The following is a 25,818-nucleotide window of genomic DNA, read 5'->3' on the forward strand; positions in this document are numbered from 1 at the left end:
GGTACGGGCGGGAGTCCGGCCGTGAGCCGTGCGCCGAGCCCCGCAGCCGTCACCCGCAGCGGCCCGCTGACCTGGGTGCAGCAGTGGCACTGGTTCGAGCGCACCATTCCCGCGCCCCGCCGGGTGAACCCGACGCCGCTCGCCGACCACTGCCGCGTACCGCCCCCGGCGACCGTCGCGGACGTCCGCGCGGCGCTCGCGTCCCTCACCGCCCGCCATGAGGCGCTGCGCACCACCGTCGACCCGCTCCGCCCGGTACAGCGGGTCCACCGCGCGGACTGGGCCCCGCTGCCGGTCGACTGCGTCGAGGTCCCCGCCGCCGACGCCGGCACTCTGGAGGCGGCCACGGCGGCGCTGGCCGCCCGCCCGATCGATCCCGAGCGGGAGCCGCCCTGGCGCGCCCGGGTGGTGCTGGAGGCGGGCAAGCCGCGTGCGGTCCTGATGGCCGCCCACCACGTGGTGATCGACGGATGGGGGCTGGCGGCGCTGCTCAGCCAGCTGCACGGTCGGCTGCGCGGCGACGACGCGTCGGCGGGGGCGTTCACGCACCTGCGCGGCGACGACGCGCAGTCGGGGAGGTTCACACACCTGCTCGACACGGTCGCCGCGCAGCCCGCGGAGCGCGCCCGCGCGGCGGAGCGTGAGTGGCTCACGCGTCTCGCGCGCAACCCGACCGGCGTGCTGGCCCCGTTCGGCGGGACCGAGGACGGCAACGGACGGCACCGCCTCCAGCACCGCTCGGTGGGCGCGTACGAGGACCTCGAACGCGTCGCCCGGCGCTGCGGAGTCAGCCCGGAGACCGTCGTGCTCGCCGCGCTGGCCCACGACGTCGCCGCGCGCACCGGCGAACACCGGTTTCTCGCCTCGGTGGTGGTCTCCAACCGGGCGCGGGCCGCTCTGCGCGGCAGCGTCGGCGTCCGGGCCCTGACGGTTCCGGTGCAGATCGACCTCCGTCCGGGCGCGGCGTTCGGCGAGGTGGCCGCCTCGGTCGCCGCCGCCTCCGCCGCGGCCTACCGGCACGGTCAGTACCGCCCCGCGGAACTGGTCGCCGCCCAGGCCCGCATGGACCGCCGCCGCGGCGTCGTGACCGTCCCCGCCATCGAGTACAACTGCTACTCGTGGCCGCGCGACTATCTGGTTCCCGTGGAGAACACACCGCCGGGCGGGTCCGCCGCCTGGATCAGCAGCGCGCCCGACGAGCCCTGCGAAACGCTCTACGTCGACCTCGGCCGGGACGGGGGCGTCGTCACCCTCGACGTCACCGTCGGGGACCACCTGCTCGACGCCGGGCAGGCCGTGGCGCTGCCCGTCCGCCTGTGCGCTCTGCTGCGGGCGCTCGCGAACGGCGCCGACTGCCCGGTCCCGGCGCGCCCGCTCGCGCCGGCCGCCGCCGGATGGTGGCGCGCCCCGCAGGGCTGGGTGTGCCCGGCCAAGGTCGAAGACGTGGTGCGCGGCCATCGCGGAGTGCTCGGCGTGACGGTGGTGCCCGGCGGGGGCGGTACGGGCGTACGCGACCGCGACGCGCCGTGCCTCGTCGCGTACGCCCGTACCGCCCCTGATGTCACCCCCGGCGACCTGCACCGCCATGTCCTGGACCACCTCGGCGAAGTGCCGGGCATCGTGGCGCCCGGCCGCTACGTGCTGTCCACGGCCGGTCCCGGATCCGGCCGCCGGCGCGACCGGTTCCGCACCGACACCGGCGGCACGGGGCCCCCGCAAGTCCCGTCGCGCCCGCCCGCGACGCGCGCCGAACGGGCTCTGGCCGCCGCCGTGTCCGCTGTCGGACGGGGCAGCCCGCCGGGCGACTCCTCCGACGGCTCCGGCGCTTCCAACGGACCTGATGGACTCGACGGACCCGGCGCTTTCTACGCTCCTGATGCACTCGACGGGCCTGACGCCGTGGACATGAACCGCTGCCTCGCCGACCACGGAATCACCCTCGTCGCCGTCCCCCGCCTGCTGGAGCTGCTCCGCCAGTCCGGCTTGGCCGGTATCGCGTCGGACGAACTGGCCGGAACGGCCTCGCTCGGCCACCTCGCCGCCGCCCTGGAACCCTTGCCGCCCCGCGCCCCTCATGGAGGAGAAGCCTCGCCATGACCGCGTCCCGCACCCCCGCACCGTCCGTGGACCGCCTCGCCCCGTGGGACTTCGCCGCTTTCGTCGAGGCGAACACGCACGAGACGGCGTACCGTCCGCCGGTGGTGGACGGCCCCGTCGGAGCGACCATCGTCCGCAACGGCCGCGAGCTGGTGAACTTCGCGAGCATCAGCTTTCTCGAACTGGAGCGCCACATCCCGGTACGGCGCTATTTCGCCGAGGGGGCGCTCGCCCACGGCTTGAGCACCAGCGGCTCCAGGATGACCCAGGGGATCTGCCGCCCGCACCAAGTGCTGGAGGAGACGATCGCCCGCCGCACCGGCAAGGAGCGGGCCATCAGCTTCGCCACGGGGCTGCTGGCCAATATCGGGTTCGTCCACGCCATGAGCAGTTCCGCGTGCTTCGACACCGGGATCGAGGTGCGTAATCGCGACACCGTCTTCGTCGTCGACCGTGACGCGCACTGGAGTATCTGGAAGGGCCTCGAAGGGCTCGGCTACGGGCGCGGCGTCCACGCGTTCCGGCACAACGACGTCTCCCACCTGGCACGCCTCCTGGACCGGGTCCAGGCCCGGACCCGGGCCCGGGCCCGGAAGACCGTGGTGATCGCCGAGAGCCTCTATTCGGCCGACGGCACCATGGGGCCGATCGTGGAGATTCTCGACGAGTGCGACCGGCACGGCGCCATCAGCATGATCGACGATGCGAACGGCTTCATGGTCTACGGGCCCGAGAACCGTCCGTACGCCCGCGAGGCGGCCGCGATCCGGGAGCGGGCCGACTTCGTGATGGTGTCGCTGTCGAAAGCCGTCGGTCTGGAGGGCGGCGCGATCGCCGGGCCGGCGGAGGCCGTCGACGCCTTCGAACTGCTCTCCGGCACCTCGATGTTCACGGCCGCCATCCAGCCGCCCACCGCCTACACCGCGAAGCGCACGATCGACGCCCTCGCCGGCAGGCCGGAGATCGTCGACGACTACCTGGCGCACGCCGCCCGTCTGCGCCGTCAGATGCACGAGGCCGGTACGCCGACGCTGCCGACCGAGTCGTACATGCTCTCGGTGCCGATCGGGAACGACGCCGCCGCGCTGCAGATGCGGGAGTGGTTCGTCGAGGACGGCTACCTCGTGCCCGTCTTCTCCTACCCGGCCGTCGCCCGTAACCAGGCGCTGCTGCGTCTGTTCCCGCACGCGGGCCACACCGAGGAGCAGATGGACGGCTTCCTGCGCACTCTTCTCGCCTACCGGCGGCGGCTCGGGGTCTGACGCACCGCCCCACACCGGACAAGACTCACCGGTTCACAGACTCACGGACTCACGGACTCACAAATTCATGAACTCACGGACTCGGGAGGTGTGCCGTGGTGCGCAGATTGGTTCCCCCCTTGGCCAGGACCAAGGCCAGGGCCAGGGCCAGGATCAGGGTCATGGCCCGGCGGCGGTCATGAGCGTTCTCGACCGGTTCCGGCTCGACGGTCGCGTCGCCGTGGTCACCGGCGCCTCCTCCGGGCTGGGCGTCGCCTTCGCCACCGCGCTGGCCGAGGCCGGCGCCGACGTGGTGCTCGGGGCGCGGCGCGCCGAGAGGCTGGAGGCTGTGCGTACGGCTGTCGAGAAGCTCGGCCGCCGGGCCGTCGCCGTACGTACCGACGTCGCCGAACCGAAGGACTGCCGCGCGCTGATCGACGCGGCCGTGCACGCGTTCGGGCGGGTGGACATTCTGGTCAACAACGCCGGGGTCAGCAGCGAGCAGCCCGCGGCGGAGGAGACGCCGGAGCAGTTCCGCGAGGTCATCGACGTCAACCTCAGCGGCGCCTACTGGATGGCGCAGGCCGCGGGGGCGGTGATGCCGCCCGGCAGTTCCATCGTCAACGTCTCCAGCATTCTCGCGCTGGTCACGGGCGGTCTGCCGCAGGCGGCCTACTCGGCGTCGAAGGCCGGGCTCCTCGGGCTGACCCGCGATCTCGCCCAGCAGTGGACTCCCGCCAAGGGCATCCGCGTGAACGCCCTCGCGCCGGGTTTCTTCGCCTCCGCGATGACCGACGGCTATGCCGAGGGCTATCTCGACGCGATGATGCCGAGGGTGCTCTCAGGCCGTGTCGGGCAGCCGGAGGAGCTCGCCGCGGCGCTGGTCTTCCTCGTCTCCGACGCGGCGTCCTACATCACCGGGACCACCTTGACGGTCGACGGGGGCACGCATATCGCCTAGTGACGGGCGGCGTGGGGCCCTCGGCTACGAACTCCCGCGGCCGGGCGGCGCGTTCCACGGAAATCTGCGAGCGGATGTGTCCATGGTGTCGATCAGTGAGCGATGCGTTCCTGTCCGTCCCGGCGCGAGCGGGCGCGGCTGTCCAGGGAAGGAGGACGTCCCGAACGCCTCGGATGGCGATGGCCGGTGGCAGGTCCTCGGCGTCGGACACGGGAGCGGCCCGCTCGACGTCCCTGGGGGCCGGCGATGACGATGGAGCCGACCGCCCGTTCCGTTCCGCGCGAACCGCTCGGCGACGCGCGCCTGCGCCGCCTGGTCGTGGGCCAGGGGCTGGCCGCCGTGGTCGACGCGCTGTTCCTGGTGTGGCTCACGCTCTTCGTGCTCGAACTGTCGGAACCGGGAATCGCCACCGGGTTCGTTCTCGTGGCCGTGGCGCTGCCGCGGGCGGTGCTCCTGCTTCCCGCGGGGGTGCTGGTCGACCGCCTCGGCCCCGCCCGTATCGCGGCCGGGGCCTGCTGGCTCCGGGTCGCCGTCCTGCTCGCCCTCGGCGCCCTGGTCACCTTCGCCTCGCCGTCGGTGACGGCGGTCGCGCTGCTCGGCGGGCTGCTCGGTGTCGCCGACGCCGCGTACTTCCCGGCGGCGCTGGCGCTGCTGCCCGCCGTCGTGCCGACCGGGAAGCTCACCCGGTTCAACGCGCTGGTGCAGGGCGCGGAGTCGGGGGGCGATCTGGTCGGTCCGGCGGTGGCCGCCGGGGTCATCGCCGCGGTCGGCTTCGAGGCGACGCTCGGTGGGATAGCGGCGATGGCGGCGCTGGCCGCCGTCGCCCTCAGCACGCTTGTCCGCGCGGTACGACGTGGCGAGGCGACCGGAACCGGTCCGGACGCCGACGGTGGCGGTGAGCGGTTCGGCAGCGCACGCGCCCTCGGCGCGGGCTTGGGCTACGCCTGGCGTGAACCGCTGGTGCGGGGGATGCTGGCGGCCGTCGCCATGATCAACATCGCGGTGGTGGGCCCCGTGCTCGTAGGCGGCGCGGTACTGGCCGATCAACGCCTCGGCGGCGCGGGTTCCCTGGGCGTCGTACTCTCCGGCTTCGGCGCCGGCTCGCTGGCCGGCTCGCTGATGGCCGGGTGGCGGCCGCCCGCCCGGCGCGGCTGGACCGTGGTCGGCGGGGTCGCGGCGATCGGCGCGGGCGTGGCCGGACTCGCGGCCGTCACCCATGTCGTCGCCGCGACGGCGATCGTCTCACTCGTCGGCATCGGGTCCGCGTTCCTCGGCGTGGTCATCGTGGCCACGCTCCAGGAACGGGTGCCGGAGCGACTGCTGGGCCGGGTGCTGAGCCTCGTCGTGCTGGCCACGGTGGCGTTCGACCCGTTCTCCTACGTGATCGCGGGCGTCCTGCTCCCGTACGGCACGACGACGCTCTTCCTGGTCTGCGGCGGCGCCGTCCTGGCGTGCGCCGCCCTGGTCGCCACGAGCCCGGCGATCCGCTCCCTGCGCTGACCGTGTCACTGGGCGGGCGGCAGCGCGCGACCACCGGTCCCGGCAAGACCACCGGTCCCGGCAAAGGAGCGGCTCATCGAACGCGGCCGGGCGCGCGGCCCGGCGCTACGCGCCCCCGCGGCCCGTAGCCGAAGCGAAGCCGAGCCAGGTGTGCCGGTTCCCCCACCAACACCAGCCGATCTTGGGTGCGTCACGCCGCTCTCGGCCGTCCCGCCCCGTTCCATTGCTGATCCAGATCGCCGGGGTACGGGCGTCCAGCGCGCCGTTCGCCTTGCGCAGCCGGGACCCGATGGTCATGAAGCACCGGTTCCGCTCCAGAGCCGCCGGCTGCTGGAGCACCCAGTGAACGCCTTCGGTGAGCAGCAACGGGCTACGGCCCTCCTCCGTGAGCGCGGGCAGCGCCTCCTCCGGGCTCCAATTGGCCATGCGGTCGCCGCGGTCGAGACCGGAGACGACGTACAGCGCCTCGTCGGGCAGCTCGACGCCGCAAGGGGCGAACTGATCGACGTCCTCCATATCGGCGACGACGAAGCCGGGCTTCCCCTCGCGGCTCAGCGACGGCGCGAGCGCGGACGCGGGTACGCGGCCGGGATGGATCACGAGCAGAGCGTCACCGCCTTCACGCCCGGCCGCGTCGGCGAAGGCACGCAGCTCCTCCGCGGAGATCCCCGCGAGTTCATGCACCGCGAGCTCGATCAGCCGCTCCGCCTGAGCGGCGAGCGGCGGAAGCGAGGGCACGACGACGGCGGACGAGACGGATGAGACGGACGAGGCAGACGACGTATCGGACAAGGTGCTCCCTCAGGTCATGACACAAAGCAGCGGACCTGAGACCCAACGAGAAGGCCCGCCGGAGTGTTCCCGACGGGCGCACCGATGTCACGACGGATGAGGCGGCCTTCCCTCAGCCACAGCTACGACTACGGCCGCGGAGTGCGGGCGATCACGCCGGTGCCGTGTACGGGGGTCTCCGCACCGAGTTCCAGCGGGCTGATCCCGAGTGCGGCGGCGAGCTCCGGTGTCATACCGGCTGCGTCCCGCTCCCACTCCCCTTCGCCCTCGGCATCCTGGTCCCGCGTTTCCGCGCCCCAGGTGGGCGACAGCCCCAACTGCCCGCGTCGGGCCCGCTCGTAAGGCCGGGGTTCGCCGAGGGTGAAGAGTTCGTCATCGTCCTCGCCGATGCGGCTGTAGCGCCGCAGGACGGTGCCGCGTTCCGTGATGAGCCAGGCGGAGCCGTCGCCCTGCTCGCCGTAGTAGTAGGCGTGCGCCTGCCCGTACCGTGTGCTACACAAGGTCCGTTGCCACCCGGTCAGCAAAGGTCCCGTCCGACCCCACCTGCATCCCGCTCCGTGAACAACCGCGGCAGCGCGGGAACCCGAGCCTCAGCGGCCCGGGCCCCTGCGGCGCAATCTCACTCGGCAGTGCCCCGCATCAGGACGCGGGCCTTGTCCGCCCAGTCCCCCATGCGTGAGATGGCATGGTTCATCCGCTCCACAGCGGCAGAGATGTCCTGCACCGGCTTGCGGAGGTGACGGCTCAAACGGGCCATGCCACCCGCGGACTCACCGAAGGAGGCGATCTGTGACAGTCCGACCTGAGCGGCATCGTCCAAGGTCACGAGCTGGTGCAGGAATTTCTTCACTCCCTCGCCGCGCTCGTCGGGCGGCGTCATTTCGATGAGCCCCAGTGCGGCCCTCACCCCGCTGTCCAGGGCCGCCATCCGCCCCTGGAAAGCCTCGGCGACAGTGTTCAGTTCCCTGGCCGGTGCGCCGAGCGACTCCGCGAACCGGCTCACAGCAGCGAGCCGTGCACTCGCAGGCGCATTCGCCTGGCTGAGATCGAGCATCTCCGTGTTGCTCTGATCGCTCAACGCTCCGATCGTCTCGACGGTCTTCGTGATCGCCAGCGTGTCCGCGATCATCTCGTCGAGCCCGTCATCGATCACGACGAAACCGTCGAGCAGGCCAGGGGCATCATCGTCGGCCGCCTCCACCGCGCTGCCACTCCCCTCGGGAGACGACGACGGCCCGTCGACGGCCTGGAGCCCACGCAGCACCCGTGCCGGGGTGAGGAGTTCGAAGCCGTCCCGCAGCCCGGCCTCAAGGGCGCATTCGATCTCCCTGCGCGCACCCGCCAGGAGACTGCGCGCCCGCTGATATCTGATCATCCTGATCGACGCGATGTCGAAGGGCAATTGCCCGGCTTCCCCGATGTGGATCGTGGGCTTGCCCGTGACGTGGCGCAGCCCCAGTTCGTACATCACGTTGGGGTTGCCGCCGCTGACATCGGCGATGACCAGGTCGGACTCGATGACATGCCGACAGATCTGCTCGTTGATGTCACCGGCATGCGCGATGCCGTCCGCGCGCACGGCGGTGATCTCGTACTTCTCGCAGGCGGGGGCGATCACCTGCTCGAAAACCCCGAGGTGGTGCTCGTACGCCTCATGCTCAGGGCTGCCGTGCGCCGCGTACGAATCTCCGATGGGGCCCACGACGAAACACGTACGAGGCCGGTCCGGCTCCTGCCGAAGAGACTGTGACGCGATCACGCGAGGTCCTCCATTTCACCAGAGTGGACGTCGTCGAACCGTTCGGCGTGTGTGGCCCCGGCTTCCAAGTCGACGGCGTACAACGGCCTCTCCTCGATTCCGAGGGAGCGCAGCAGGTACGCGGTCGGAATGCGATAGCGCCAGCCGAGCCGCAGCACGGGGCACGGGAAAGCGCCGAGGCGAATCAGCTTGTACGCCGTGTCGGGGCAGACTCCGAAGGCACGGGCGGCCGTGCGCAGATCGACGCTCAAGGGCAGGTCGAAGGCCTCCGCGAAACTCAGGGGCGGCCCGGACCGCGCGCTCACCGCCGTACTCCTGCGGGGCGCAGCACCAGAGTGCCGATGAGATCGGCCTCCTCGTGGCGGCGAGCCCGAAATACCAGGTCAGACAGGCCTGCACAGTGTGCGAGCGCTCCGAGCCGTTCCCCTTCCCGCCGGGTGCGCGACTCGGCGAAGCGGAGCGTCGCGGCCAGCCCGTCACGGCCGGGCGGCGGCGTGAGGTGTACCTCCCACTCGTCGGTCGTATGCGGCCGTTCCTCCGACGGGGCCGTGGCGTTGCGGGCTTCGGCGAGGGCGGCGATGTCCACGACGGGAACTTCCCGTGTGACCCGGTTCGCGTAGGCCCACATCCGGTTCACTGCGTCCCTGATGATGCGGCTGCCCATGTCCGGGTGGTCCGGATCCGCCGAGTCGAGGGCGGCGAGGACGGCGAGGACTGCCTCCGCCTCAAGGTCGGTCCGCTCGACCGTAAATCGGCGCAGGATCCGGCGCAGGTTCCGGTACAAGCCTGGCATGGCCAACCAGATGACGAACAGCCGCCCGGCGCCGTCGCCTCCCTGGGGCTCCTGTTGTGCCTCGCTGACCGCCTGTCGCCAGATCTCCTTCCTCAATGCCTCGTCGCGTCGCGGCCCGTACAGGGCGCTCCTGCACTCCTCCGGGGACAGGCGTGCCGGCAGACGACCGATACTCACCGCGAGTGATTGCCGCACGCCTCCGGGCACCGAGAGAAGGGCTTCGTCGATCAGGGCGAACATGCCCCGAGGGTCAGTCCACATCATCGCTCCTCCAACCCGGCCAGATGAAGCCGGCTGACGACAGCACCCCAGCAGCTCGCTCGCAGGCGCATGTAAGGGTGGTCAGCGCCGACCGCGCAGCCGCGTGGCGCGTCGCCGAGATCGGGCTCGTCTCCTCGGACCAGCGCCGAAGCGGCTGGGCCGACGGGGCGGGCGGATGGATGTGAATGTTGCCGAACACGTCATGGCCGACGTTCACCCCGTAGTCGGCCCATTGGCACCCCGCCCCTTCGAGGCCGAGCGGGGCCTCATACGGGGCCGTCACCAGGTGCGCCAGGGGACGACCGGCGGGGGGACCATGGGCAGGCCGACGTTGATGCCGCCACTGGCGTCCCGGCCGACGGCGACGCCCTGGTGGACGTACTGGGACGGCTCCGTCCGACCGGGGGCTGGGGTGCCCGGCGACGGCAGCATGCCGCCCGTGCTCTCCGCGAACGGCCGCACGTCATCCGGCCCGTGACCCGGTACTCGGATCCAGCCGTGACCGCCGAAGTCCTTCACCCGTACCTCTGCCCGGACGTACTGCGCCGGGTCGAGGCCGGGATGCCCGAACCGCACGACGTCCTGGTACAGCCGGTCCGACACGATGACGGCGAGATCCGCCGAGGCGAGGGCGGCCAGCGCGGCCTTCAGCTGGGGCGCGTTGACGAAGCGCGCCACGGCGACCGGCGCGGGCCCGGCGTGGCCGAGAGCGGCGCCCGCGGCGACACCGGCGTCGACAGCCAGCCGCAACCTGACGCGCGGGACGGCCGGGCGGGCGTTGAGGGCGCCGAGACAAGCCACCAGGTGCTGCACGAAGGGCCCCAGCACAGTGACTTCAGGCGTGGCCTCGGGGAGGACGGCGAACTCCAAGTCGCCTTGCGGCTGGCGAGCCCAGGCCGCTCGGTCCAGCCCGGACAGCTCAGCCGCCTCATCCAGCAGCCGGGCCAGGTCGGACTGGACGGCCGACTGGGTCCGGGTGTCGAGGCGGCTGTACTGCTCCATGTCCGCCGCCAGGCACAGCCGGCGGCGCGGAATGGCGTCCGGCGGCCGCGGGGAGGAGGGTTCGTGCACGATAACTCGCCACCTTCCAGGGGTTGTTGGGCGGGTTGCACGTCAACTGTGGAGGCAGCGTCTGTGGCCGTCCAGCAACCGGCATTTATGCCGCTTTGTAGCGCCTGGTGGAAGCTTTTGACACGCTCAGCCGGGCGACTTTTCGCAGCCCGTCCTGGTCCAGGACTTCGGTCTTCCTCGCGCCAGTTGTGATATGGCCGCTGTCACGCAATTCTGCGAGCGCCTTGCGCACGGTGTGTGTGGTACATCCCGTCAACGACGCGAACTCGGATTGGGACAGGTTCACATCGATGATCTTAAACTCTGCCTTTCTCCCGGGGCGGCCGTATTGTTCCGCCAGTTCCACCAGTACGCGAGCCACCCGGACCAGAACCGGATATCCGCCAAATTCCAGACGCCGGCGATCGGAGCGACGCAGTCGGCCGCAGAGCACTCGGTTGAGTGCCAGTGCCATATCAGGGTTGGTCAGGAGGAAAGGCAACAGTTCGTGTCTGGGAACGACGGTGGCGACCACGTCACCGCACGCAGTGACAGTCGCCGACCTCGGTCCTAGATCTACTGCGGCCAACTCACCCACGACGTCCCCGGCGATCCTGATGTCCATGAGCGCTGCCCGGCCACCGTCCAATCGGGCCGTAACCTTTGCCACCCCTTCATGGAGCACCATCAGCTCCTGAGCCTGTTCGCCCTCATGGATCAATGGAGCCCCTGCGCCATAACTGCGCCGGCTGCCGAGGAGCGCGAAAGACGCGCATGCCTCATTCGACAGCGTGTTGAGGAACGGAACGTGATCACCAATGTTCGAGGCGTGCATCATGTGCACAGGAGAGCACTCCGTCGACACGGTAGTGCGGGTTTCCGCTTGTTTCGCTGGTGCGCTGAGTGCATCACAGGGCGCACGGCGGCGCACAGTCGGAGCACCCGGCGTCTCCGTCGTTTAGGAACTCAGCCTCGATCTGCGCTACTGATCGCCTCAGCCACACCGTAAGACCCCAGGAGCAGCAGTTGGTCCAGCAGGTCGAGGATCTCGGACCGACGCGCGGCTGAGGCGGCTTGGGCATGAGCACGGACTAAAAGCTTCCCGACGCGCCGGGCGTCGACTGCCGCATGGGTCGACAGATCAGCCGAGGCAGGACCAATCACCTTAAGGAATCGCCTCACGCATGTGAGGACCAGTTCGTCGACCCGGTCGGGGGCGCGCTCAAGGGTGATCAGCAACTGGGTCAGGGCAGACTCGAAGGCACGCGAGTCCATCAGCGCGGTCAGCGTCCGGCGCACGCGCCCAAGACGTCGCCCCCTCAGCTCAGCGACGAGCCTGGCAGCGGCATTCCGCACCTCCGCCTCCGGGTCGTGGAAGAAACGGACGAGCGCATGATGGGCAAGGGCAGCATCCCCGGTGTTCACAAGACGCCGAGCGCACACGACAGCGGCACCCTGTCGCTGCGCACTGTCATTCCCGGTGAGCACCTTCGCCAGCAGATCCGTCATTTCCCATTCCATCGCTGCCAGCGCGGCGACCTGTCCGCCGACCCGACGGACCGCTGCCACCGGGGAGCGCAGCATCCGTTCCATCACCGGTCGGCCCGCCACCGGGTCGCCGTAGCACAGCGCCACGAACAGGCGGCTCACATACCGTGAGGACAGAAGCTGGTCGGGGGCTTCCGTGAGCACCGTGAAGGCATCGGCCACCGCGTGGCGGTCGTGGCGCATCGCCGCGTGCAGCACGTGGGCCACACATGCCCGGACGGGGAGGGAAGGGTCGGCGGCCAGCCGACCCAGGCGAGGTAGGACCAGGGCGGCCCGGGAACCGTCCGTGTCGTGGATAAGCAGGTCCCCCATCGTCTCGGCCACGCTGCCACGCACGGTGTTGATACCCCTGTCGAGCACGTCGCGCTCTACGTCTCCTCCACCCTCGCCGGTCACCTCATCGGTGGCGTCCACAGCGAGAGCGCAACACAGTAGTGTCTCCACCAGATCGAGTGGCACGTAGGCAAGACACTTCCGCACCGCCGGTCCCAGCCAGCGGATGTGCTCTGTTCTGCCGTGGCACGCGAAGTGGCGAACGGCCCCGAAAACGGTCTCCGGGTGACCGGGTGGCTCAGCTTCACCAAGGCCGAGGAGCAGCGAAGCGCCGTAGGCAGGATGTATCCCGGCGTCCATCCGCAAAGCAAGGCGCGCGAACCGGCCGGGGTCCGCTCGCGTCATGCTCCGCAGCACCTGGGACAGCTCTCGGGCTCCGCCAGTGAAGGTCTCCCAGTCGGTGCGGTCCTGGCTGTGCTTCTTCATAGCGCTCAGCCATTGATCATCACTCATATGCTGGGCCGCTTCCGAGGGGATGGGCGGCCCGATGAACCCCGCCGCTATTCCCTGCGGCTCTTCGGGGCTCCGCACGTCGCCGTGATACCTGCGAAGTTCCCCGGTTCGACGCGACGCCCGCTCCGACAGTCGGCCTTCGGGGAGCGCCGTCAGCAGCGTGAATTCATGCCAGGGGGAAAGCTCCTCGCCCAGGGGAAGCCGCAGATGGAGGAGCACGCTTTCCAACTGCGCAAGAGAGTCAGCCGGCAGCGCGTCACCAACGGCGAGGAGGACCTCTCGAGCACCCCAAACGACGTTGAATCCATAGCCGGACAAAAGGCGGTGTCTGCCCTCCAGCAGGATCTCGGCGGACCAAGGAGCGAGGGCGGGCCCCGCCTCGATCAGCGCTTGATAGAGGAGCCACTGCGCCGATTCGTACGGCATGTTCACAAGCCCACTCACGAGTTCCCGCACGCGAGCGGCGTCTCGTCCTGCCACGATCCGCAGGGCTTTTGCCGCGCCCTGGAATAAAGCGTCACCCAAGTCACTGGGTTGGTCATCAGGGTAACGGTACGTGAAATGCCCGTCATAGACCGGGCAGCCAGCCTGTGGCGGACAAGCAGTCACCGCCATAACGTTCAGCAGCACAGGCAGAAAGCGGACACAGAACTCCTCAGGAGCACCCGTCGCGGCGGTCTCGACCGCGTCGAGAGCCGAATCATCCCGGGTCAGCAGAGCACCGATCTTGCCGTGATCATCGAGCTGGAAGGCGTCCGGGCAATCCGCTACCAACACGGCAACAAACTCGGCTGCCCACTCGGGCCGTTCAACTGCCAGTTCGCTCGCCGAGAACCAGAGGATGCCCTCGTGACCGGTGAAGAGGCCCATTCGTACGCCGTCGAGCAGAAGATCCAAGAGCTCGCGGCTTTCGGCGAGACGGGCGAAGCGAACGATCCTGATCAGCCACGAACCGTCCCGGGGATCCGAGGCGCACGGTTCCAGTAGGTTGGCCACTCGCTCAGGAAAAGCCCTGACGGCCTTGCCCATCACCCGCACCGCCCAGTCGCATTCCCTCGCATCGGGGCTGGCCAACCACTCATCGAACACTGCCTCGTCATCTGCGCGACGGAACCATGCCGCGTTGCTGACCGCGCTCACAAGCAGGTCCTGGAACGGAGGGCGGGTGTCCAGCACGCGTGCGACGGCACCCCACTCACCAGCGGTGGGAGCCTCCAAGCCGCGCAGAACGGCCAAGATCACGTCTTTGATGTGGTAACGGATCTCCGAGTTGGTCAACAGCGCCTCGACCTCCTCGACGAACCGCTCCGGGTCCCCATCCCGCAGGTGATCGAGAACCTGCCGAACCTGTCCCCTGCGGAAGAGCTCCTGTTCCCCGCCGGCGAGGAAGACGACCAGACTTTCATCGCGCCGGAGCCAGTCGCGGGCGAAGGCGTAGTCGAAGAAGCTCTCGTGAAAGAAGGCCAGTTGCCGCCCCTCACGCACACAGACGTGCTCCGACACCAGCACCTCTCCGCTCGCGGCGAGGCCATCCGTGTCGAGGACGCTGAACGGTGCGAAGAGCCGCTGCCGCGCACTCATCGCGCCTACTACTGCCGACACCGCTTCGTGAAAGCGCACGGAAGGCTTACGCCGCTCGCACTCCTTCCGTTTGGTGTCCCAAAAGGCGTCGAAGAGTTGCCTGGTAGTAAAGAAGGAGAGCGCCTCCTCTTGGCCGGCGACCTGGTCCAAAAGGGTCAAATTCAGCGGTGACCGGAACAACGCACGCTGCGTAGGAACCACCTGGGAGGCATCCAGGCCCATGTTCGCGACCGCGGCGTCGACCCGGGCGTCGGAGAGCGGCTCAACCGCAAGGCGCGTCCAGGTCTCCGATGCGGTGAGCCGACGGATGCGGGCATCAGCTTGGGCGTCGAACGCACGGCACACGAGGACGACGCGCATGGCCGGGTGGGCCGCTGCCTCGCTGATCAAATCGGCCACCGCGTCGAAGGTATCCGGGATACGGCCCGACGCCAGACTGATGGCGTCGAGCTGATCCACGATCAGTGCACAAGGCCGCCCGTCCGCCATGGCTCCGAGAGCGCTCACCGGGGACAGGGACAGGCCGATGTCACAGCCCAGTTCGTGGGTCGACTTGAGCGAGCCCAGCCGGTCGAGACGGAAGGCGAGCACCGGAGTACCTCGCTCGTTTAGGGCAGTGAATGCCTGGTGCAGCACCGCGCTCTTGCCGCTGCCGGCAGCACCGGTCAGAAGTATCAGCCGCTTGGCGCCTCCCATGACCTGCTCCACCAACTGAACGGCCTCGTCCCGGGGAATCGCGGGTCGGAGCAGCGCACGATCGACACTCGCCGCCCATCGGCGTGTCGCCTGGCTCACCGCGTCGATCACCTGGTCACTGTCCACCCGGCTGACCCGCCGCAGGCCGTACCGTCCCAACCGAGCGATGATGGCCGGGGCGTCGAGCGTGCTCCCCAGCGTGTTCATCAGGAGATCGCCGATTCCAAGAACCGCGAGGTGGCCTGGAGCCCCGGCGAGGACCTGCTCAGCCAGAACCGCGTTGATGTTCGCGATGTCCCGCTCATCGTGCCACTCCACCCAGAGCCCCCGCAGCATGCGCCAAGCCGTCGCGGCCGAGCCGTATACATCGGCTGCGGCGAGGGCGTCGAATGGACCTCGCAGCTCGCTGGTGAGCCACTCGGCTTCGAATGTGGCAAAGTCGTCGGAGCGGCGGGCCCGGTCGGCGAGTTCGTCGAGCGCACGGGCAGGGACCAGGGAAACAAAATGAAAGGCACGGCCCGCGTCGACGTGGGAGCGTAAGTTCCTCCAGACCTCCTTCTCGCGAAGGGAGGCGACGTTCCAACTGTTCGCGTTCCGGTTCTGCCGCTTGACCTGGTGCACCTCGGTTCCGCCAGCACGGCGGTAGACGAACTCGACGCCATCCCCCGAGGAAGCGCCCGGCTCCACGGTGATCGACTTCCCCTTGCCTAGTAACACGTACAGGGCATGCCTGATCGCCCACGCTCCCTCGTAGCGGTTGCCGAACTTGTCTGTCTCGCCTCCCGGCCGCGGTGTCACTGTGCTCCTTACCGTCTCCAAGGCGACCACCTCAGCCGCGCGTGTCCCGGACGCTACCGCAAAAAACGGGCGCGCCAAGGGTTATTGGACTCGAATACCGAAGTAATTTCATGATCCTCGATGAGCGGAATTCCATGGATAACTGACTTCTCTTACTTCTCGCGCAAAGCGCTTCATAAGAAGCTATCGACATCGCACGACTCATCGAGGAAATATCCATACTCACACGCAACCTTCAGGGCCACGGAATTCGATAGAGATATTACTGCCACCGATTTAAGGCAGTAAAACTGGTACAGCATCGATGAAATGATTCCTGATATTGATCCCACGTACCGCTCCTAGCATTCGCCCAACCTTCCTCGCGGCGCGAGTCGCCCTCAGCTCAGCAAGCCCGGAGGGTGGATCCTCGACGTTTCACTCGAAACAGGCGGAGGTCACCGCGTGCGGCGACAAACCCGGCGGGCGTTCTCCGTGTTGCGGCGCCGGTGGTTACGGGCGTCCCGTGGCGGGCCATGGCTGAAGCCCGTAACCCGGTACGGCGTTACGGGGCTTGTCCCGGTTTTGGCCGATCAAGGCGGGGCCCCATCAGGCCGTGTGGGGAGTCCGGCAGGGAAAAGCTTGTGGGCAGCGAGACCGAACACGGCCTCCGGACGCTGTGCGCCCGCGGACCGAAGCATTCAGATGGACAGCAGGACGTGCAAGCGCAAGTGCGGCACCACGTACAAGGCGTGGCAGGCCAACAACTACGCGCGCACCGTCAAGGTGGGAGGTGGCCACTGCGAAGGCGACGCCTGGGTTCGGGTCCAGTGGGCCGGTGGGTGGTCGTCGTGGCGGCATGCCTCGCGCGATGTGGAGGTCCGGCTCCTGGGAGTCATGCGTTCCCAGCACAAGGGCTGCGCATCCTGCACGGTTTACTCGCTGCCCATCTGACGTCGAAGCGTGCACCGGTTGCCGGCCGAAAACAGCCACCGCTGGTAACGAGCGTGGCCCGGACACGGTCTCCGGGCCACGCTCGTTGGGGGGGTGTCCGCCTCATCAGTTGCTGTGCCGGGCCGCGTGTTGGGCGCCGGCGGCGACGAGGACGGAGGTGGCGAAGCGTGGGGCGCGGCTCAAGAGGGGGGAGTCGCCGGCCAGTACGGCGTCGGCGCCGGCGTCGGCGTACGCGATCAGGTCGCGCGGCCCGCGCACGCCGGATTCCGCGACCTTGACGATGTGGGCGGGGAGCGCGTGCGCGAGTCGGCGGAAGGCCGAGCGGTCGACTTCGAGGGTCTTCAGGTTGCGGGAGTTGACCCCGACGACCCTCGCCCCGGCGTCCACCGCGCGCCCGGCCTCCTCCTCGTCGCGCACCTCGACGAGCGGTGTGAGCCCGATGGACTCGGCGCGCTCCACGAGCGAGACGAGGGCAGGCTGGTCCAGCGCCGCGGCGATCAGCAGCACAAGGTCGGCACCGTACGCCCTCGCCTCCCACAGCTGATACGAGGTGACGATGAAGTCCCTGCGCAACACCGGAATGCCGACGCGCGCCCGTACGGCCTCCAGGTCGGCGAGCGTGCCGCCGCAGCGGCGCTGCTCCGTCAGCACGCTGATGACGGCCGCGCCGCCCGCCTCGTAGTCGGCGGCGAGCCCGGCGGGGTCGCTGATCGCGGCGAGCGCGCACTTTTCGGCGCTGGAGCGCTTGATCTCGCAGATCACCTTGACGCCGGTTCCGCGCAGGGCGGAAGCCCCGTCCATGGGCTCGGGAGCCCTTGCCGCGTGTTCCTTGTACTCCTCGATGCTGACCCGCGCCTGCCGTTCGGCGACGTCCGCGCGTACGCCCTCGATGATGGCGGCGAGAGCGCCCTGGGCCCGGTAGGGCAGGACGCCCCCCGGCGGAGGGAAGTCCGGCTTCGGGAGAACGGATGCGTCCCGAGCCCGGAAAGCGGTACGAACCGCAGCACTCCGCTTGAGGACCGCCAAGCGGTCCGCCAATTCCCGGGACGAGTAATCGATGTCCGAAGTCGCTTCGCGCAACAGCCGCTTGACGTCGTCGAATTCCTCAGTCATCGATACTGCCCCCTTTCCGGAAATCGTCCGCGTAACTCGCTTCCAGGAATTTCCCCAACGCACTGCGAGCGTCATGCAGCGTGGACTTGACTGTGCCCGGAGCGATTCCCAGCAGCTGCGCCACCTCCGCGACTGTCTGGTCGAGGAAGTAGTGCAGCACCAGTACCTCCCGCTGCCGCTCGGGCAGGCCGAGCAGTCCGTTCATCACGTCGGACCGCCTCTCCACCTCTTCGGCCGGCTTCCGTTCGTACGCGCCATTGAACGGCCCCGCGGCGAACGGTCCCGCCCTTCGGGTCACGTCCTGCCGCCGGGCGGCCGTTCTGCAGGTCTGGCGCCACTTGTTGACCGCGGTTTTCGCCACCCATGCCTCGGGGCTGTCCAGACGGCCGACCTTCCCCCAGTCGCACAGGGCGACCAAGAAGGCTTCCTGTGCCAAGTCCTCGGCCGTGGCCCGGTCGGCGCCCAGCACCGCCAAGGCTCGTACCACCGCGGCGAACCGCGTCACGAATAATTCGTCGAAATCCGCCGACATCATCACCCGCACCGCCGCGACACACCCGTAGACCCAAGGTCTTCGTCCTGCCGGTCATGATTTCTTACGCGCAGTTCGCTGGAGCTGGAACTCTGGTGGAAACGCAGCTCCGCTGCATTGTGGCGGGCTGCGTCCAGTAGAGCGACCAGTGTGGCGCGGCGAGCGCGCTCGCATAGTACGTTCGCGACGGCCCATACGATGATCCGGCCGGCGCTGAGCACCGCGAGCCCGGCGACCAGGGCGATCGAGCTGCTTTCCACTGAGCTCCTCCTTCCAGGTCGGCGTCAACGTCGGTATCGGCGTCGGCCACAACGCGGACGACGCCGTCATCTGTCAACTGCCGCAGAAAGGCCAGTCGGTTGGGTCGACCGGTGCTTCGGTTCGTACAAGGGTGTGCTGTGCGGGCCCGCCCGGCGGTGGCGCGATTCGTGCGGGGGCTTGATCAATCGATAAGGTCCCACGTCACGACCGCACCCCGTCCGCTCCACGGGCCGGTCAGGGCTCTGCCGCGGTCAGTGGCATCTGCGTATCTCCACGGCTGCTGTGCTGATCTCTGCCCCCGCCCGGCCCTGGTTCCGCGGGGGCGATCCTCACGGCGGGGCCAGTCGGGCCCGGCCGACGGGTCAGGAGGAACGAGTGGCACAGATCATCGCCGAGGTCTCGCGGACGTTCAACGAATTCCTGCTCTTGCCGAACCGGACGCGGACCAACTGCTCGGCTGCGACGGTGGACTTGCGTACGCCCCTGGTCCGGTACGTGGCGGGCGAGGCGTCGGCGATCGAGCTGCAGTCGCCGTTCACGTCCGCGATCATGCAGGCCGTCGGCACGCCCGAGCTCGCGATCGCCCTCGCGCGCAGCGGCGGTCTCGGCTTCGTGCACCACAACCAGGCGGTCCGGGACCAGGCCGCGGCGGTCCGCCAGGTGAAGAACTTCAAGGCCGGGTTCGTCACCAGCGACACCAACGTCCGCCCCGACGACAGCCTGGGATTCCTGGTCGACGTGATGCGCCGCACCGGTCACAGCACGGCCGCCGTCACCCACGACGGGACCGCCGCCGGGCGGCTGCTCGGGCTCGTGACCTCGCGGGACTTCCATCCGCAGCGCCACGATGTGAGCGGGCCGGTCAGCGGGCGGATGACAGCTGTCGCCGACCTGGTGCGCGCCGGGGCCGACATCACGCTGTCCGACGCCAACGCGCGGCTGTGGGACGAGCGGCTGGACTGCCTCCCGGTGCTGGACGCCGCGGGGCATCTACAGCATCTGGTGTTCCGTTCCGACTACGCGGACAACAAGCGCTTCCCGCACCAGACCGTGGACGCGGCCAAGCGTCTGCGGGTGGGCGCGGGCGTCAATACGCACGACTATCAGGAGCGCGTTCCGGCGCTGCTGGAGGCGGGCGTGGACGCGTTGTGCTTCGACTCGTCGGACGGGTACAGCGACTGGCAGGCGCAGGCGCTGTCCTGGGTGAAGAAGCACTATCCGGAGATCCCGGTCGGCGGCGGCAACGTGGTGGACGGCGAGGCGTTCACCTTCCTCGCCGAGGCGGGGGCGGACTTCGTCAAGGTCGGGGTGGGCGGCGGCTCCATCTGCATCACGCGGGACCAGAAGGGCATCGGCCGCGGTCAGGCCAGCGCCGTGCTGGACGTCGCGGCCGCCAGGGACGCCTTTCGCGAACGTACGGGCGAGTACGTGCCGGTCTGCTCCGACGGCGGGCTGGTGCACGACTACCACGTGGCCCTCGCCCTGGCGATGGGCGCCGACTTCGTCATGATGGGGCGCTACTTCGCCCGCTTCGACCAGGCGGCCGGCGCGAAGTTGCCCACCCGCGACGGCTTCGTGAAGGAGTACTGGGGCGAGGGCTCGAACCGGGCCCGCAACTGGCAGCGGTACGGCCAGGGAGGGCAGGGGCTGGTCTTCGAGGAGGGCGTGGACGGCTACGTACCCTACGCGGGCGACCTCGGCGAAGGGCTCGCTCAGACCGTCGCCAAGCTCAGGACCACGATGGTCTCCTGCGGCTCCGCCACCTTGCCGGAGTTCCGGTCCACGGCCCGGCTGACCCTCGTGTCGGAGCAGAGCTTCCAGGAGAGCCACGCCAGCGTCACACCGCGGGACACCCCGGCTGTGCTCTCCTGACCGGCTGACCAGCGGGTCTCCCCCTGGGCTGCTTACTTCTGTTGCCTTCGGCGTACGAGCTCGGTGATCCAGACAGGGGCGAACGGGGACGTGCAGCCCGGGGAGGTCGGGTAGTCCTTGAGCACCTGCAAGCGCTCGCCGATGCCGATGGCGCGGGCGCGGTGCTCGGGGTTCTCGATGCCGATCTGGGCCAGGCAGCAGTTCATCTGCCACTGGAGGCGGTCCGGGGCGTCCTTCATCTCCGCCTCGATGACGTCGAGCAGGCCGGGGAGGTCGAGGTCGTCGGGGCGCTTCACCACGCGTTCGGCGGTCAGCGCCCAGCCGGCGGCGGCTACCGCCGGGTCCGGGTCGGCGGTCCAGGACAGGCGCGCCTCCTCGGCGTGCGGGTTCTTCTTGACCACGTAGTTCACGAACCAGTCGTGCGCCTTGGGGGTGCGCGCCTCGCGCACCATGGCGTCCAGTTCGTCGCGCCCGAACGCCTTCGGGCGGCAGATCAGGGTCGCCAGCAGCCTCGCCGCGGTGTCGCCCGTCTCCCAGAGGGCGCACGCGAGGTCGTGCCGCGTCTTGAGCCGCTTCGCGAGCGCGCGCAGTTTGCCGAGGTTCACGCCGTGGTCGTCGCCGTGCTTCTCGTTGACCTTGCGTGTCCTGGGGTCCTCCAGCCCGGCCAGCTCGGCCATCACGTCGGCGACGGTCGAATCAGCGGCCGTCGGATCAGCGACCGTCGGATCGGCCTCCTCCGTCCCCGCCGTGCTCGTCCCGGCCATCTCGGCCTCCTCTCCCTCGCGCGTGGAATTCAGCCTACGAGAAGTGCCATGCACGCGGCGGCCTGCCCGCTCACGGGGTTCCAAGGGTCGGCACAGCAGGTCAGCGCAGTCCCAGCAGGCGGCCGGGGTTGGCCGTGAGGACGGCTTCGCGGTGAGCGGGGTCGGGGACGAGGGCGGTGAGGGCGGTGAGGGCGGTCAGGCAGGCCCCGTAGCCGGTGACGTCGTGTTCGTGCTGGACCCAGGGCCAGTCGCTGCCCCACAGAAGCCGGTCGGGGGCGGTCCGCAGAAGGCGCTCCGTGAGTGCGCGCAGGTCGCGGGCCGGCGGCCGGTAGGGCGCGGACAGTTTGACCCAGGCCCGTTGCTCCTCCAGGAAACGGACCATCGCGTCCGTACCGGGGCCGGCGTCCTCGGCGAGTCCGAAATGGTCGATCACCAGCTCGGCGCCGGTGCGTGCCACCGCCGCCGCGAACCCGGGCAGGTACGCGTCCTCGATCAGCACTTCCACGTGCAGGTCGGCGTCCCGTGCGGCGGCGAACAGCCGCTGGTATTCCGGGGCGTTCGGGTCGGGCAGCCGGTCGCCTCTGGACCATCTGGACCAGTTGAAGCGCACGCCGACCACCCCGCGCTCCCGGAGGCGGTGCAGTTCGGCGGGGTCGGCCTCGGCAGGCAGCGAGACCGTGCCGCGCAGCCGGTCCGGGGCCGCGGCCAGGGCCTGGAGCAGCAGGGTGTTGTCCGTGCCGTAGAAGCTCGGGGCGGTCAGTACGCCGTGCGAGAGGCCGGCGGAGTCCAGCAGGGACAGATACTCCTCGACGGTGGCGTCACGGGCGGGGGCCGAGTGACGGTCGGGGGTGAGCGGCAAGTCGGTACGGAGCACGTGGGCGTGCGTGTCCACCCCCGTGACCTGCCCGTACGTGACGTGCCCGGACGTGTCCCGCTCGTACGCGGTCGGCTCGTACGCGGTCGGCTCGTGCCGCGGCGTCGGGTTCATGACTGGAGAGGCTTTCCGCTCGTTTCGGGGATGCGGGCGAACAGCGCGCAGGCCACGAGGGCCGCGACGGCGACGTACCCGGCGAACCACCCGGTGTGCCCGGCGTCGTCGAGGCGGGCCAGCAGATAGGGCGCGGTGCCGCCGAACAGCGCGGAGGACACATTGTGCGCGATGCCGACCCCGGTGGAGCGGACCTTGGTGGGGAACTGTTCGGCGAGGAACGCGGCGGAGATGGCGCTGTAGCCGGCGAAGACGGTGAGTCCGAGCAGCATGACCCAGAACAGCGTGCGGGCCGAGCCGATGTGGATGCCGGACATCAGCGGATAGGCGAGCACGGCGAAGCCGAGGCTGTAGCCGATGAGAAGCGGTTTGCGGCCGACGCGGTCGGACAGCCAGCCGGCGAGCGGCTGCATCACGAGGAAGACGAGCAGGGCGCAGGAGCTGGCGGCGAAGACGGAGTCGGCGTGGAGGTCGGTTTCCTGGGCGTGGCTCGGCAGGTAGGAGGTCAGCGTCCAGAAGGTGATCGAGCCGAGCGCCGTCATGCCGATGACCCGCAGGACGGTCCACAGCGTCCGGGTGATCTCGCCCGTACCACTGCCGCCGGTGGTGATGGCGGTGGCGTCGGCGGTGGTGTCGGCGGTGCGCCGCCGCTCGGCCGCGCGCCGCTGCTCGGCGCGGAAGACCTCCGTCTCCTGTACCGAGCGCCGCAGGTACAGGCCCCACAGCGCGGCGGCGGCCCCGATGAGGAAGGGCACGCGCCAGCCCCAGGAGTCCAGCGCCGCCGTGCTCAGGGTGGCGCTGAGGAGCCAGCCCAGTGTGGAGGCCGCCAGCAGTCCGCAGGTCAGGCTGATGTAGTGCAGGCTGCTGAAGAGGCCGCGGCGGCCAGGGGCGGCGATCTCGCTGAGGAAGATCGGTGAGGCTCCGTAGTCGCCTCCGACGGACAGGCCCTGCGTCAGCCGGGCGAAGGTCAGCAGCACCGGCGCCCAGAGGCCCGCCGCCGCGTACGTCGGTACGACGCCGATCAGCAGCGAGCCGGCCGCCATCAGCACGATGCTGAGGGTGAGCGCCGCCCGCCGGCCGCGCCGGTCGGCGTAGGCGCCGATGAGCGCTCCGCCCACCGGGCGTGCGAAGAAGCCGACGCCGAAGACCACGAAGGAGTTGAGCAGTGCCGAGTGGCCCTCTCCGCCGAATATCTGCCGGCTGAAGACGGCGGCGAAGGCGGAGTAGGTCGCGTAGTCGAACCACTCCAGCGCGTTGCCGATGGTAGCCGCGCCGGCGGCCCGGGCCATCCCGGTCCGGCCGCGCTGGTCCGACCTCGGCAACGTCGATGGTGCCGCGTCGATCACCGGTGCACCTCCTCTGTATACAGGCTGTTTTTTGCCTGCGTCCCAAGGGTGTACAGTCAGCGTCGAGTCAATGTCAACAGATCCGGCCACCGCTTCCGGGCTTCAGAGGGGACTTCGTGGTGTCACAGAGCGAACGGGCCTACGAACTGCTGCGATCGGAGATCGTGCACTGGCAGATCCCGCCGGGTGCGCACCTCAGCGAGGTCCAGCTCGCCGAACGCCTCGCCGTGTCCCGGACGCCGCTGCGCCAGGCCATCCAGCGGCTCGCCCACGAGGGCCTGATCCGGATAACCCCCGGCCGGGGCGCGCAGGTCAGCGAGATCGCGCTGCGGGACGTGGTGCACCTCTTCCAGATGCGCGAGGCGCTGGAGCCGTACGCGGCCCGGCTGTGCGCCCGGCGGCCCGACCGCGCCCGGTTCGCCGCGCTGCGCGCCGACTTCGAGACGCAGCGCGCCGAGCTGGAGGCCGGCGGCCCCGCCGACGGCGACTACGCCCACTACTACGAGCTGATCGGCAGGCTCGACAAGGCCGTCGACGAGGTGGCCGACAACCCGTATCTCGTCACCAGCCTCGCCGGGCTGCGCGGGCACCTGCAGCGGCTGCGGCAGATCGCGCGCCGCCGGCCGGCCCGCATGCTGCAGACCGTCACCGAACACCTGTCGATCTGCGCCGCGATCGAGGAGGGCAACGAGTCCCAGGCCGCCGAGGCCACCGCGGTCCACATCAACAACAGCCTGCGCCACATCCTGGCGGTCATGGCCGAGGACGTGGGCGGCGGGCTCCTCGGCGGCGGCGCCGAACTCGGCGCGCCCCCGCGCACCACATGAGAGCCGGCCCGTCCGGCGGCCGACGGCGTCCCGCCGCCCGGCCGCACGCCGCAGCACATCCCGCAGACAGCCAGAAAGGTGCACTCATGAACGGCGCCCCTCGCCGCACGGCCGCCGGACCGGCGGTGACCGGCCGATGAACGCCCCCGTCCGCCCCTCCCTGAGGGAGCTGATCGCCGCCGAGGGCGGACTGCTCCTCCCCGGCGTGGCCAACGCGCTGACCGCCCGTATCGCCGAGGACCTCGGCTTCGGCGCCGTCTACGTCACCGGGGCCGGGGTCACCAACACCTATCTCGGCCTGCCGGACCTCGCCCTGGTGTCGCTGCCCGAGATGGCGGCGCACGTGGCGGCCGTCAGCGACGCGGTGGACATCCCGGTCGCCGTGGACGCCGACACCGGGTTCGGCAACGCGGTCGCCGTCTCGCGCACGGTGCGCGTACTGGAGAAGGCCGGGGCCTCGGCCGTCCAGCTGGAGGACCAGGCGGCCCCCAAACGCTGCGGCCACTTCGACGGCCAGGAGGTCGTCCCGGCCCGGGAGATGGTCCAGAAGGTCCGCGCCGCCGTCGACTCCCGGCGCAGCGCCGACACGCTCGTCATCGCCCGCACCGACGCGCGCGCCGGGCACGGGCTCGACGAGGCCCTCGACCGTGCCGCGCTGTACGCCGAGGCGGGCGCGGACGTGCTGTTCGTCGAGGGCCTGCGCTCGCGCGACGAACTGCTCGCCGCGGGCCGGGCCGTCCCGGACGTGCCCAAGCTGGCCAATATGGTCGAGGGCGGCAAGACGCCGCTGCTGCCCCGCGAGGAGCTGGCGGCCATGGGCTACTCCGTCCTCCTGTACGCCAACGCCGCGATGCAGGGGGCCATTCTCGGCACCCAGACCGTGCTGGCGGGCCTGCGCGACGCGGGTTCCCTCGCGCCGGTCATGGACCGGCTCGCCCCTTGGGCGGAACGCCAGCGGCTGGTCCGCCGCGACGAGTACGAGGAGCTGGAGCGGCGCTACACGTCCTGAGGCCGGCCGGGCGCGCTACGCGGCCGGGGCGTCGTCGAGGACGCGGAAGTCCTGGTCCCCTTCGGGGTCCTCGGCGACCGCCCTGCACTCCGCCACCTCGGCGGCGCCCGGCCCCACGGACGCCCAGCCCACCAGGCGCTGGACGTCGCCCGGCGCGCCTTCGAAGACGGCTTCGACGTCGCCGTTGTGGAGGTTGCGCACCCATCCGCTCACGCCTGTCTCGTCGGCCAGGCGGCGGCAGGTGTCGCGGTAGTACACGCCTTGTACGAGGCCGCGGACGTGGACGTGTCGTCGGATCAGCACGGGGAGC

22 protein-coding genes are annotated in these 25,818 nt (G+C 70.0%); 8 read left to right on the plus strand and 14 right to left on the minus strand.

Annotated elements, in window-relative coordinates:
• Window positions 1–21 precede the first annotated feature (21 nt).
• The 4 genes from AB0I49_RS07580 (at window position 22) to AB0I49_RS07595 (ending at window position 5,799) form a co-directional block, all read left to right on the plus strand.
• Entirely contained in the window at window positions 22–2,097 is a 2,076-nt protein-coding gene (locus AB0I49_RS07580) for a condensation domain-containing protein (RefSeq protein ID WP_363225887.1), read from the plus strand.
• Window positions 2,094–3,359 (plus strand): aminotransferase class I/II-fold pyridoxal phosphate-dependent enzyme, encoded by a 1,266-nt coding sequence (locus AB0I49_RS07585; protein WP_363225888.1) that lies wholly within the window; start codon window positions 2,094–2,096, stop codon window positions 3,357–3,359. Before AB0I49_RS07580 ends, AB0I49_RS07585 begins: the two co-directional genes overlap by 4 nt.
• A gap of 178 nt (window positions 3,360–3,537) precedes the next feature.
• Window positions 3,538–4,299 carry a glucose 1-dehydrogenase gene (locus AB0I49_RS07590; RefSeq protein WP_363225889.1) on the plus strand — a complete coding sequence of 254 codons (762 nt, stop codon included), beginning with the start codon at window positions 3,538–3,540 and terminating at the stop codon, window positions 4,297–4,299.
• Between the two features lie 246 nt (window positions 4,300–4,545).
• Window positions 4,546–5,799 (plus strand): MFS transporter, encoded by a 1,254-nt coding sequence (locus AB0I49_RS07595; protein WP_363225890.1) that lies wholly within the window; start codon window positions 4,546–4,548, stop codon window positions 5,797–5,799.
• Between the two features lie 105 nt (window positions 5,800–5,904).
• Here the strand turns inward: AB0I49_RS07595 and AB0I49_RS07600 are convergent, their stop codons facing one another.
• The 5 genes from AB0I49_RS07600 to AB0I49_RS07620 form a co-directional block, all read right to left on the minus strand.
• Entirely contained in the window at window positions 5,905–6,591 is a 687-nt protein-coding gene (locus tag AB0I49_RS07600; RefSeq protein ID WP_363225891.1) for a DUF5701 family protein, read from the minus strand.
• Between the two features lie 128 nt (window positions 6,592–6,719).
• Window positions 6,720–7,091: a hypothetical protein gene (locus tag AB0I49_RS07605; protein WP_363225892.1), complete on the minus strand. Its 372-nt coding sequence runs from the start codon at window positions 7,089–7,091 to the stop codon at window positions 6,720–6,722.
• A 119-nt stretch (window positions 7,092–7,210) separates the two neighbouring features.
• On the minus strand, window positions 7,211–8,293 hold the full coding sequence (locus AB0I49_RS07610; protein ID WP_363225893.1) for a hypothetical protein: 1,083 nt from the start codon (window positions 8,291–8,293) through the stop codon (window positions 7,211–7,213).
• A gap of 53 nt (window positions 8,294–8,346) precedes the next feature.
• On the minus strand, window positions 8,347–8,655 hold the full coding sequence (locus tag AB0I49_RS07615) for a DNA-binding protein (RefSeq protein WP_363225894.1): 309 nt from the start codon (window positions 8,653–8,655) through the stop codon (window positions 8,347–8,349).
• Window positions 8,652–9,383: a hypothetical protein gene (locus AB0I49_RS07620; protein ID WP_363225895.1), complete on the minus strand. Its 732-nt coding sequence runs from the start codon at window positions 9,381–9,383 to the stop codon at window positions 8,652–8,654. Before AB0I49_RS07620 ends, AB0I49_RS07615 begins: the two co-directional genes overlap by 4 nt.
• A 44-nt stretch (window positions 9,384–9,427) precedes the next feature.
• On the opposite strand from AB0I49_RS07620, the gene AB0I49_RS07625 reads away from it, so the two are divergent.
• A complete protein-coding gene (locus AB0I49_RS07625; RefSeq protein ID WP_363225896.1) occupies window positions 9,428–9,589 on the plus strand; it encodes a hypothetical protein in 162 nt (53 codons plus the stop codon).
• Window positions 9,590–9,683: 94 nt separating this feature from the next.
• On the opposite strand, the gene AB0I49_RS07630 is transcribed toward AB0I49_RS07625, so the two are convergent.
• The 5 genes from AB0I49_RS07630 to AB0I49_RS07650 all read right to left on the minus strand — a co-directional run bounded on the left by AB0I49_RS07630 (window position 9,684) and on the right by AB0I49_RS07650 (window position 18,444).
• Entirely contained in the window at window positions 9,684–10,475 is a 792-nt protein-coding gene (locus tag AB0I49_RS07630) for a hypothetical protein (protein WP_363225897.1), read from the minus strand.
• A gap of 85 nt (window positions 10,476–10,560) precedes the next feature.
• Entirely contained in the window at window positions 10,561–11,292 is a 732-nt protein-coding gene (locus AB0I49_RS07635; RefSeq protein ID WP_363225898.1) for a Crp/Fnr family transcriptional regulator, read from the minus strand.
• A 128-nt stretch (window positions 11,293–11,420) separates the two neighbouring features.
• Entirely contained in the window at window positions 11,421–15,863 is a 4,443-nt protein-coding gene (locus AB0I49_RS07640) for an ATP-binding protein (RefSeq protein ID WP_363225899.1), read from the minus strand.
• A 1,038-nt stretch (window positions 15,864–16,901) separates the two neighbouring features.
• The gene (gene trpC, locus AB0I49_RS07645; RefSeq protein WP_363226063.1) at window positions 16,902–17,690 is read right to left on the minus strand and encodes an indole-3-glycerol phosphate synthase TrpC; all 789 of its coding nucleotides are present in this window, start codon (window positions 17,688–17,690) and stop codon (window positions 16,902–16,904) included.
• A gap of 211 nt (window positions 17,691–17,901) precedes the next feature.
• Window positions 17,902–18,444 (minus strand): SigE family RNA polymerase sigma factor, encoded by a 543-nt coding sequence (locus AB0I49_RS07650; protein ID WP_363226065.1) that lies wholly within the window; start codon window positions 18,442–18,444, stop codon window positions 17,902–17,904.
• Window positions 18,445–19,077: 633 nt separating this feature from the next.
• On the opposite strand from AB0I49_RS07650, the gene AB0I49_RS07655 reads away from it, so the two are divergent.
• Complete coding sequence (locus tag AB0I49_RS07655; RefSeq protein WP_363225900.1) at window positions 19,078–20,574, plus strand: IMP dehydrogenase; 1,497 nt, start codon at window positions 19,078–19,080, stop codon at window positions 20,572–20,574.
• 32 nt (window positions 20,575–20,606) lie between these two features.
• On the opposite strand, the gene AB0I49_RS07660 is transcribed toward AB0I49_RS07655, so the two are convergent.
• The 3 genes from AB0I49_RS07660 to AB0I49_RS07670 all read right to left on the minus strand — a co-directional run bounded on the left by AB0I49_RS07660 (window position 20,607) and on the right by AB0I49_RS07670 (window position 23,672).
• Window positions 20,607–21,251, minus strand: a complete 645-nt coding sequence (locus AB0I49_RS07660; protein ID WP_363226066.1) for a DNA alkylation repair protein — start codon at window positions 21,249–21,251, stop codon at window positions 20,607–20,609.
• A 187-nt stretch (window positions 21,252–21,438) separates the two neighbouring features.
• The gene (locus AB0I49_RS07665) at window positions 21,439–22,326 is read right to left on the minus strand and encodes an amidohydrolase family protein (protein ID WP_363225901.1); all 888 of its coding nucleotides are present in this window, start codon (window positions 22,324–22,326) and stop codon (window positions 21,439–21,441) included.
• Window positions 22,323–23,672 (minus strand): MFS transporter, encoded by a 1,350-nt coding sequence (locus AB0I49_RS07670; RefSeq protein WP_363225902.1) that lies wholly within the window; start codon window positions 23,670–23,672, stop codon window positions 22,323–22,325. Before AB0I49_RS07670 ends, AB0I49_RS07665 begins: the two co-directional genes overlap by 4 nt.
• 116 nt (window positions 23,673–23,788) lie before the next feature.
• On the opposite strand from AB0I49_RS07670, the gene AB0I49_RS07675 reads away from it, so the two are divergent.
• A complete protein-coding gene (locus tag AB0I49_RS07675; RefSeq protein ID WP_363225903.1) occupies window positions 23,789–24,499 on the plus strand; it encodes a GntR family transcriptional regulator in 711 nt (236 codons plus the stop codon).
• A 136-nt stretch (window positions 24,500–24,635) separates the two neighbouring features.
• Window positions 24,636–25,508, plus strand: a complete 873-nt coding sequence (locus AB0I49_RS07680) for an oxaloacetate decarboxylase (protein WP_363225904.1) — start codon at window positions 24,636–24,638, stop codon at window positions 25,506–25,508.
• Window positions 25,509–25,523: 15 nt separating this feature from the next.
• Here AB0I49_RS07680 and AB0I49_RS07685 read toward each other — a convergent pair whose 3' ends face one another.
• The gene (locus tag AB0I49_RS07685) at window positions 25,524–25,808 is read right to left on the minus strand and encodes an acylphosphatase (RefSeq protein WP_363226067.1); all 285 of its coding nucleotides are present in this window, start codon (window positions 25,806–25,808) and stop codon (window positions 25,524–25,526) included.
• Window positions 25,809–25,818: the final 10 nt, after the last annotated feature.

Origin of the sequence: Streptomyces sp. NPDC050617 (assembly GCF_040654795.1) — a bacterium.
Classification (GTDB): Bacteria; Actinomycetota; Actinomycetes; order Streptomycetales; family Streptomycetaceae; genus Streptomyces.

Coding starts and splice junctions, on each gene's coding strand:
- AB0I49_RS07585 (WP_363225888.1), top strand. CDS start 2,094: ATGACCGCGTCCCGCACCCCCGCACCGTCCGTGGACCGCCTCGCCCCG.
- AB0I49_RS07590 (WP_363225889.1), top strand. CDS start 3,538: ATGAGCGTTCTCGACCGGTTCCGGCTCGACGGTCGCGTCGCCGTGGTC.
- AB0I49_RS07595 (WP_363225890.1), top strand. CDS start 4,546: ATGACGATGGAGCCGACCGCCCGTTCCGTTCCGCGCGAACCGCTCGGC.
- AB0I49_RS07620 (WP_363225895.1), bottom strand. CDS start 9,383: ATGTTCGCCCTGATCGACGAAGCCCTTCTCTCGGTGCCCGGAGGCGTG.
- AB0I49_RS07625 (WP_363225896.1), top strand. CDS start 9,428: ATGAAGCCGGCTGACGACAGCACCCCAGCAGCTCGCTCGCAGGCGCAT.
- AB0I49_RS07635 (WP_363225898.1), bottom strand. CDS start 11,292: ATGATGCACGCCTCGAACATTGGTGATCACGTTCCGTTCCTCAACACG.
- AB0I49_RS07650 (WP_363226065.1), bottom strand. CDS start 18,444: ATGATGTCGGCGGATTTCGACGAATTATTCGTGACGCGGTTCGCCGCG.
- AB0I49_RS07660 (WP_363226066.1), bottom strand. CDS start 21,251: ATGGCCGAGCTGGCCGGGCTGGAGGACCCCAGGACACGCAAGGTCAAC.
- AB0I49_RS07665 (WP_363225901.1), bottom strand. CDS start 22,326: ATGAACCCGACGCCGCGGCACGAGCCGACCGCGTACGAGCCGACCGCG.
- AB0I49_RS07680 (WP_363225904.1), top strand. CDS start 24,636: ATGAACGCCCCCGTCCGCCCCTCCCTGAGGGAGCTGATCGCCGCCGAG.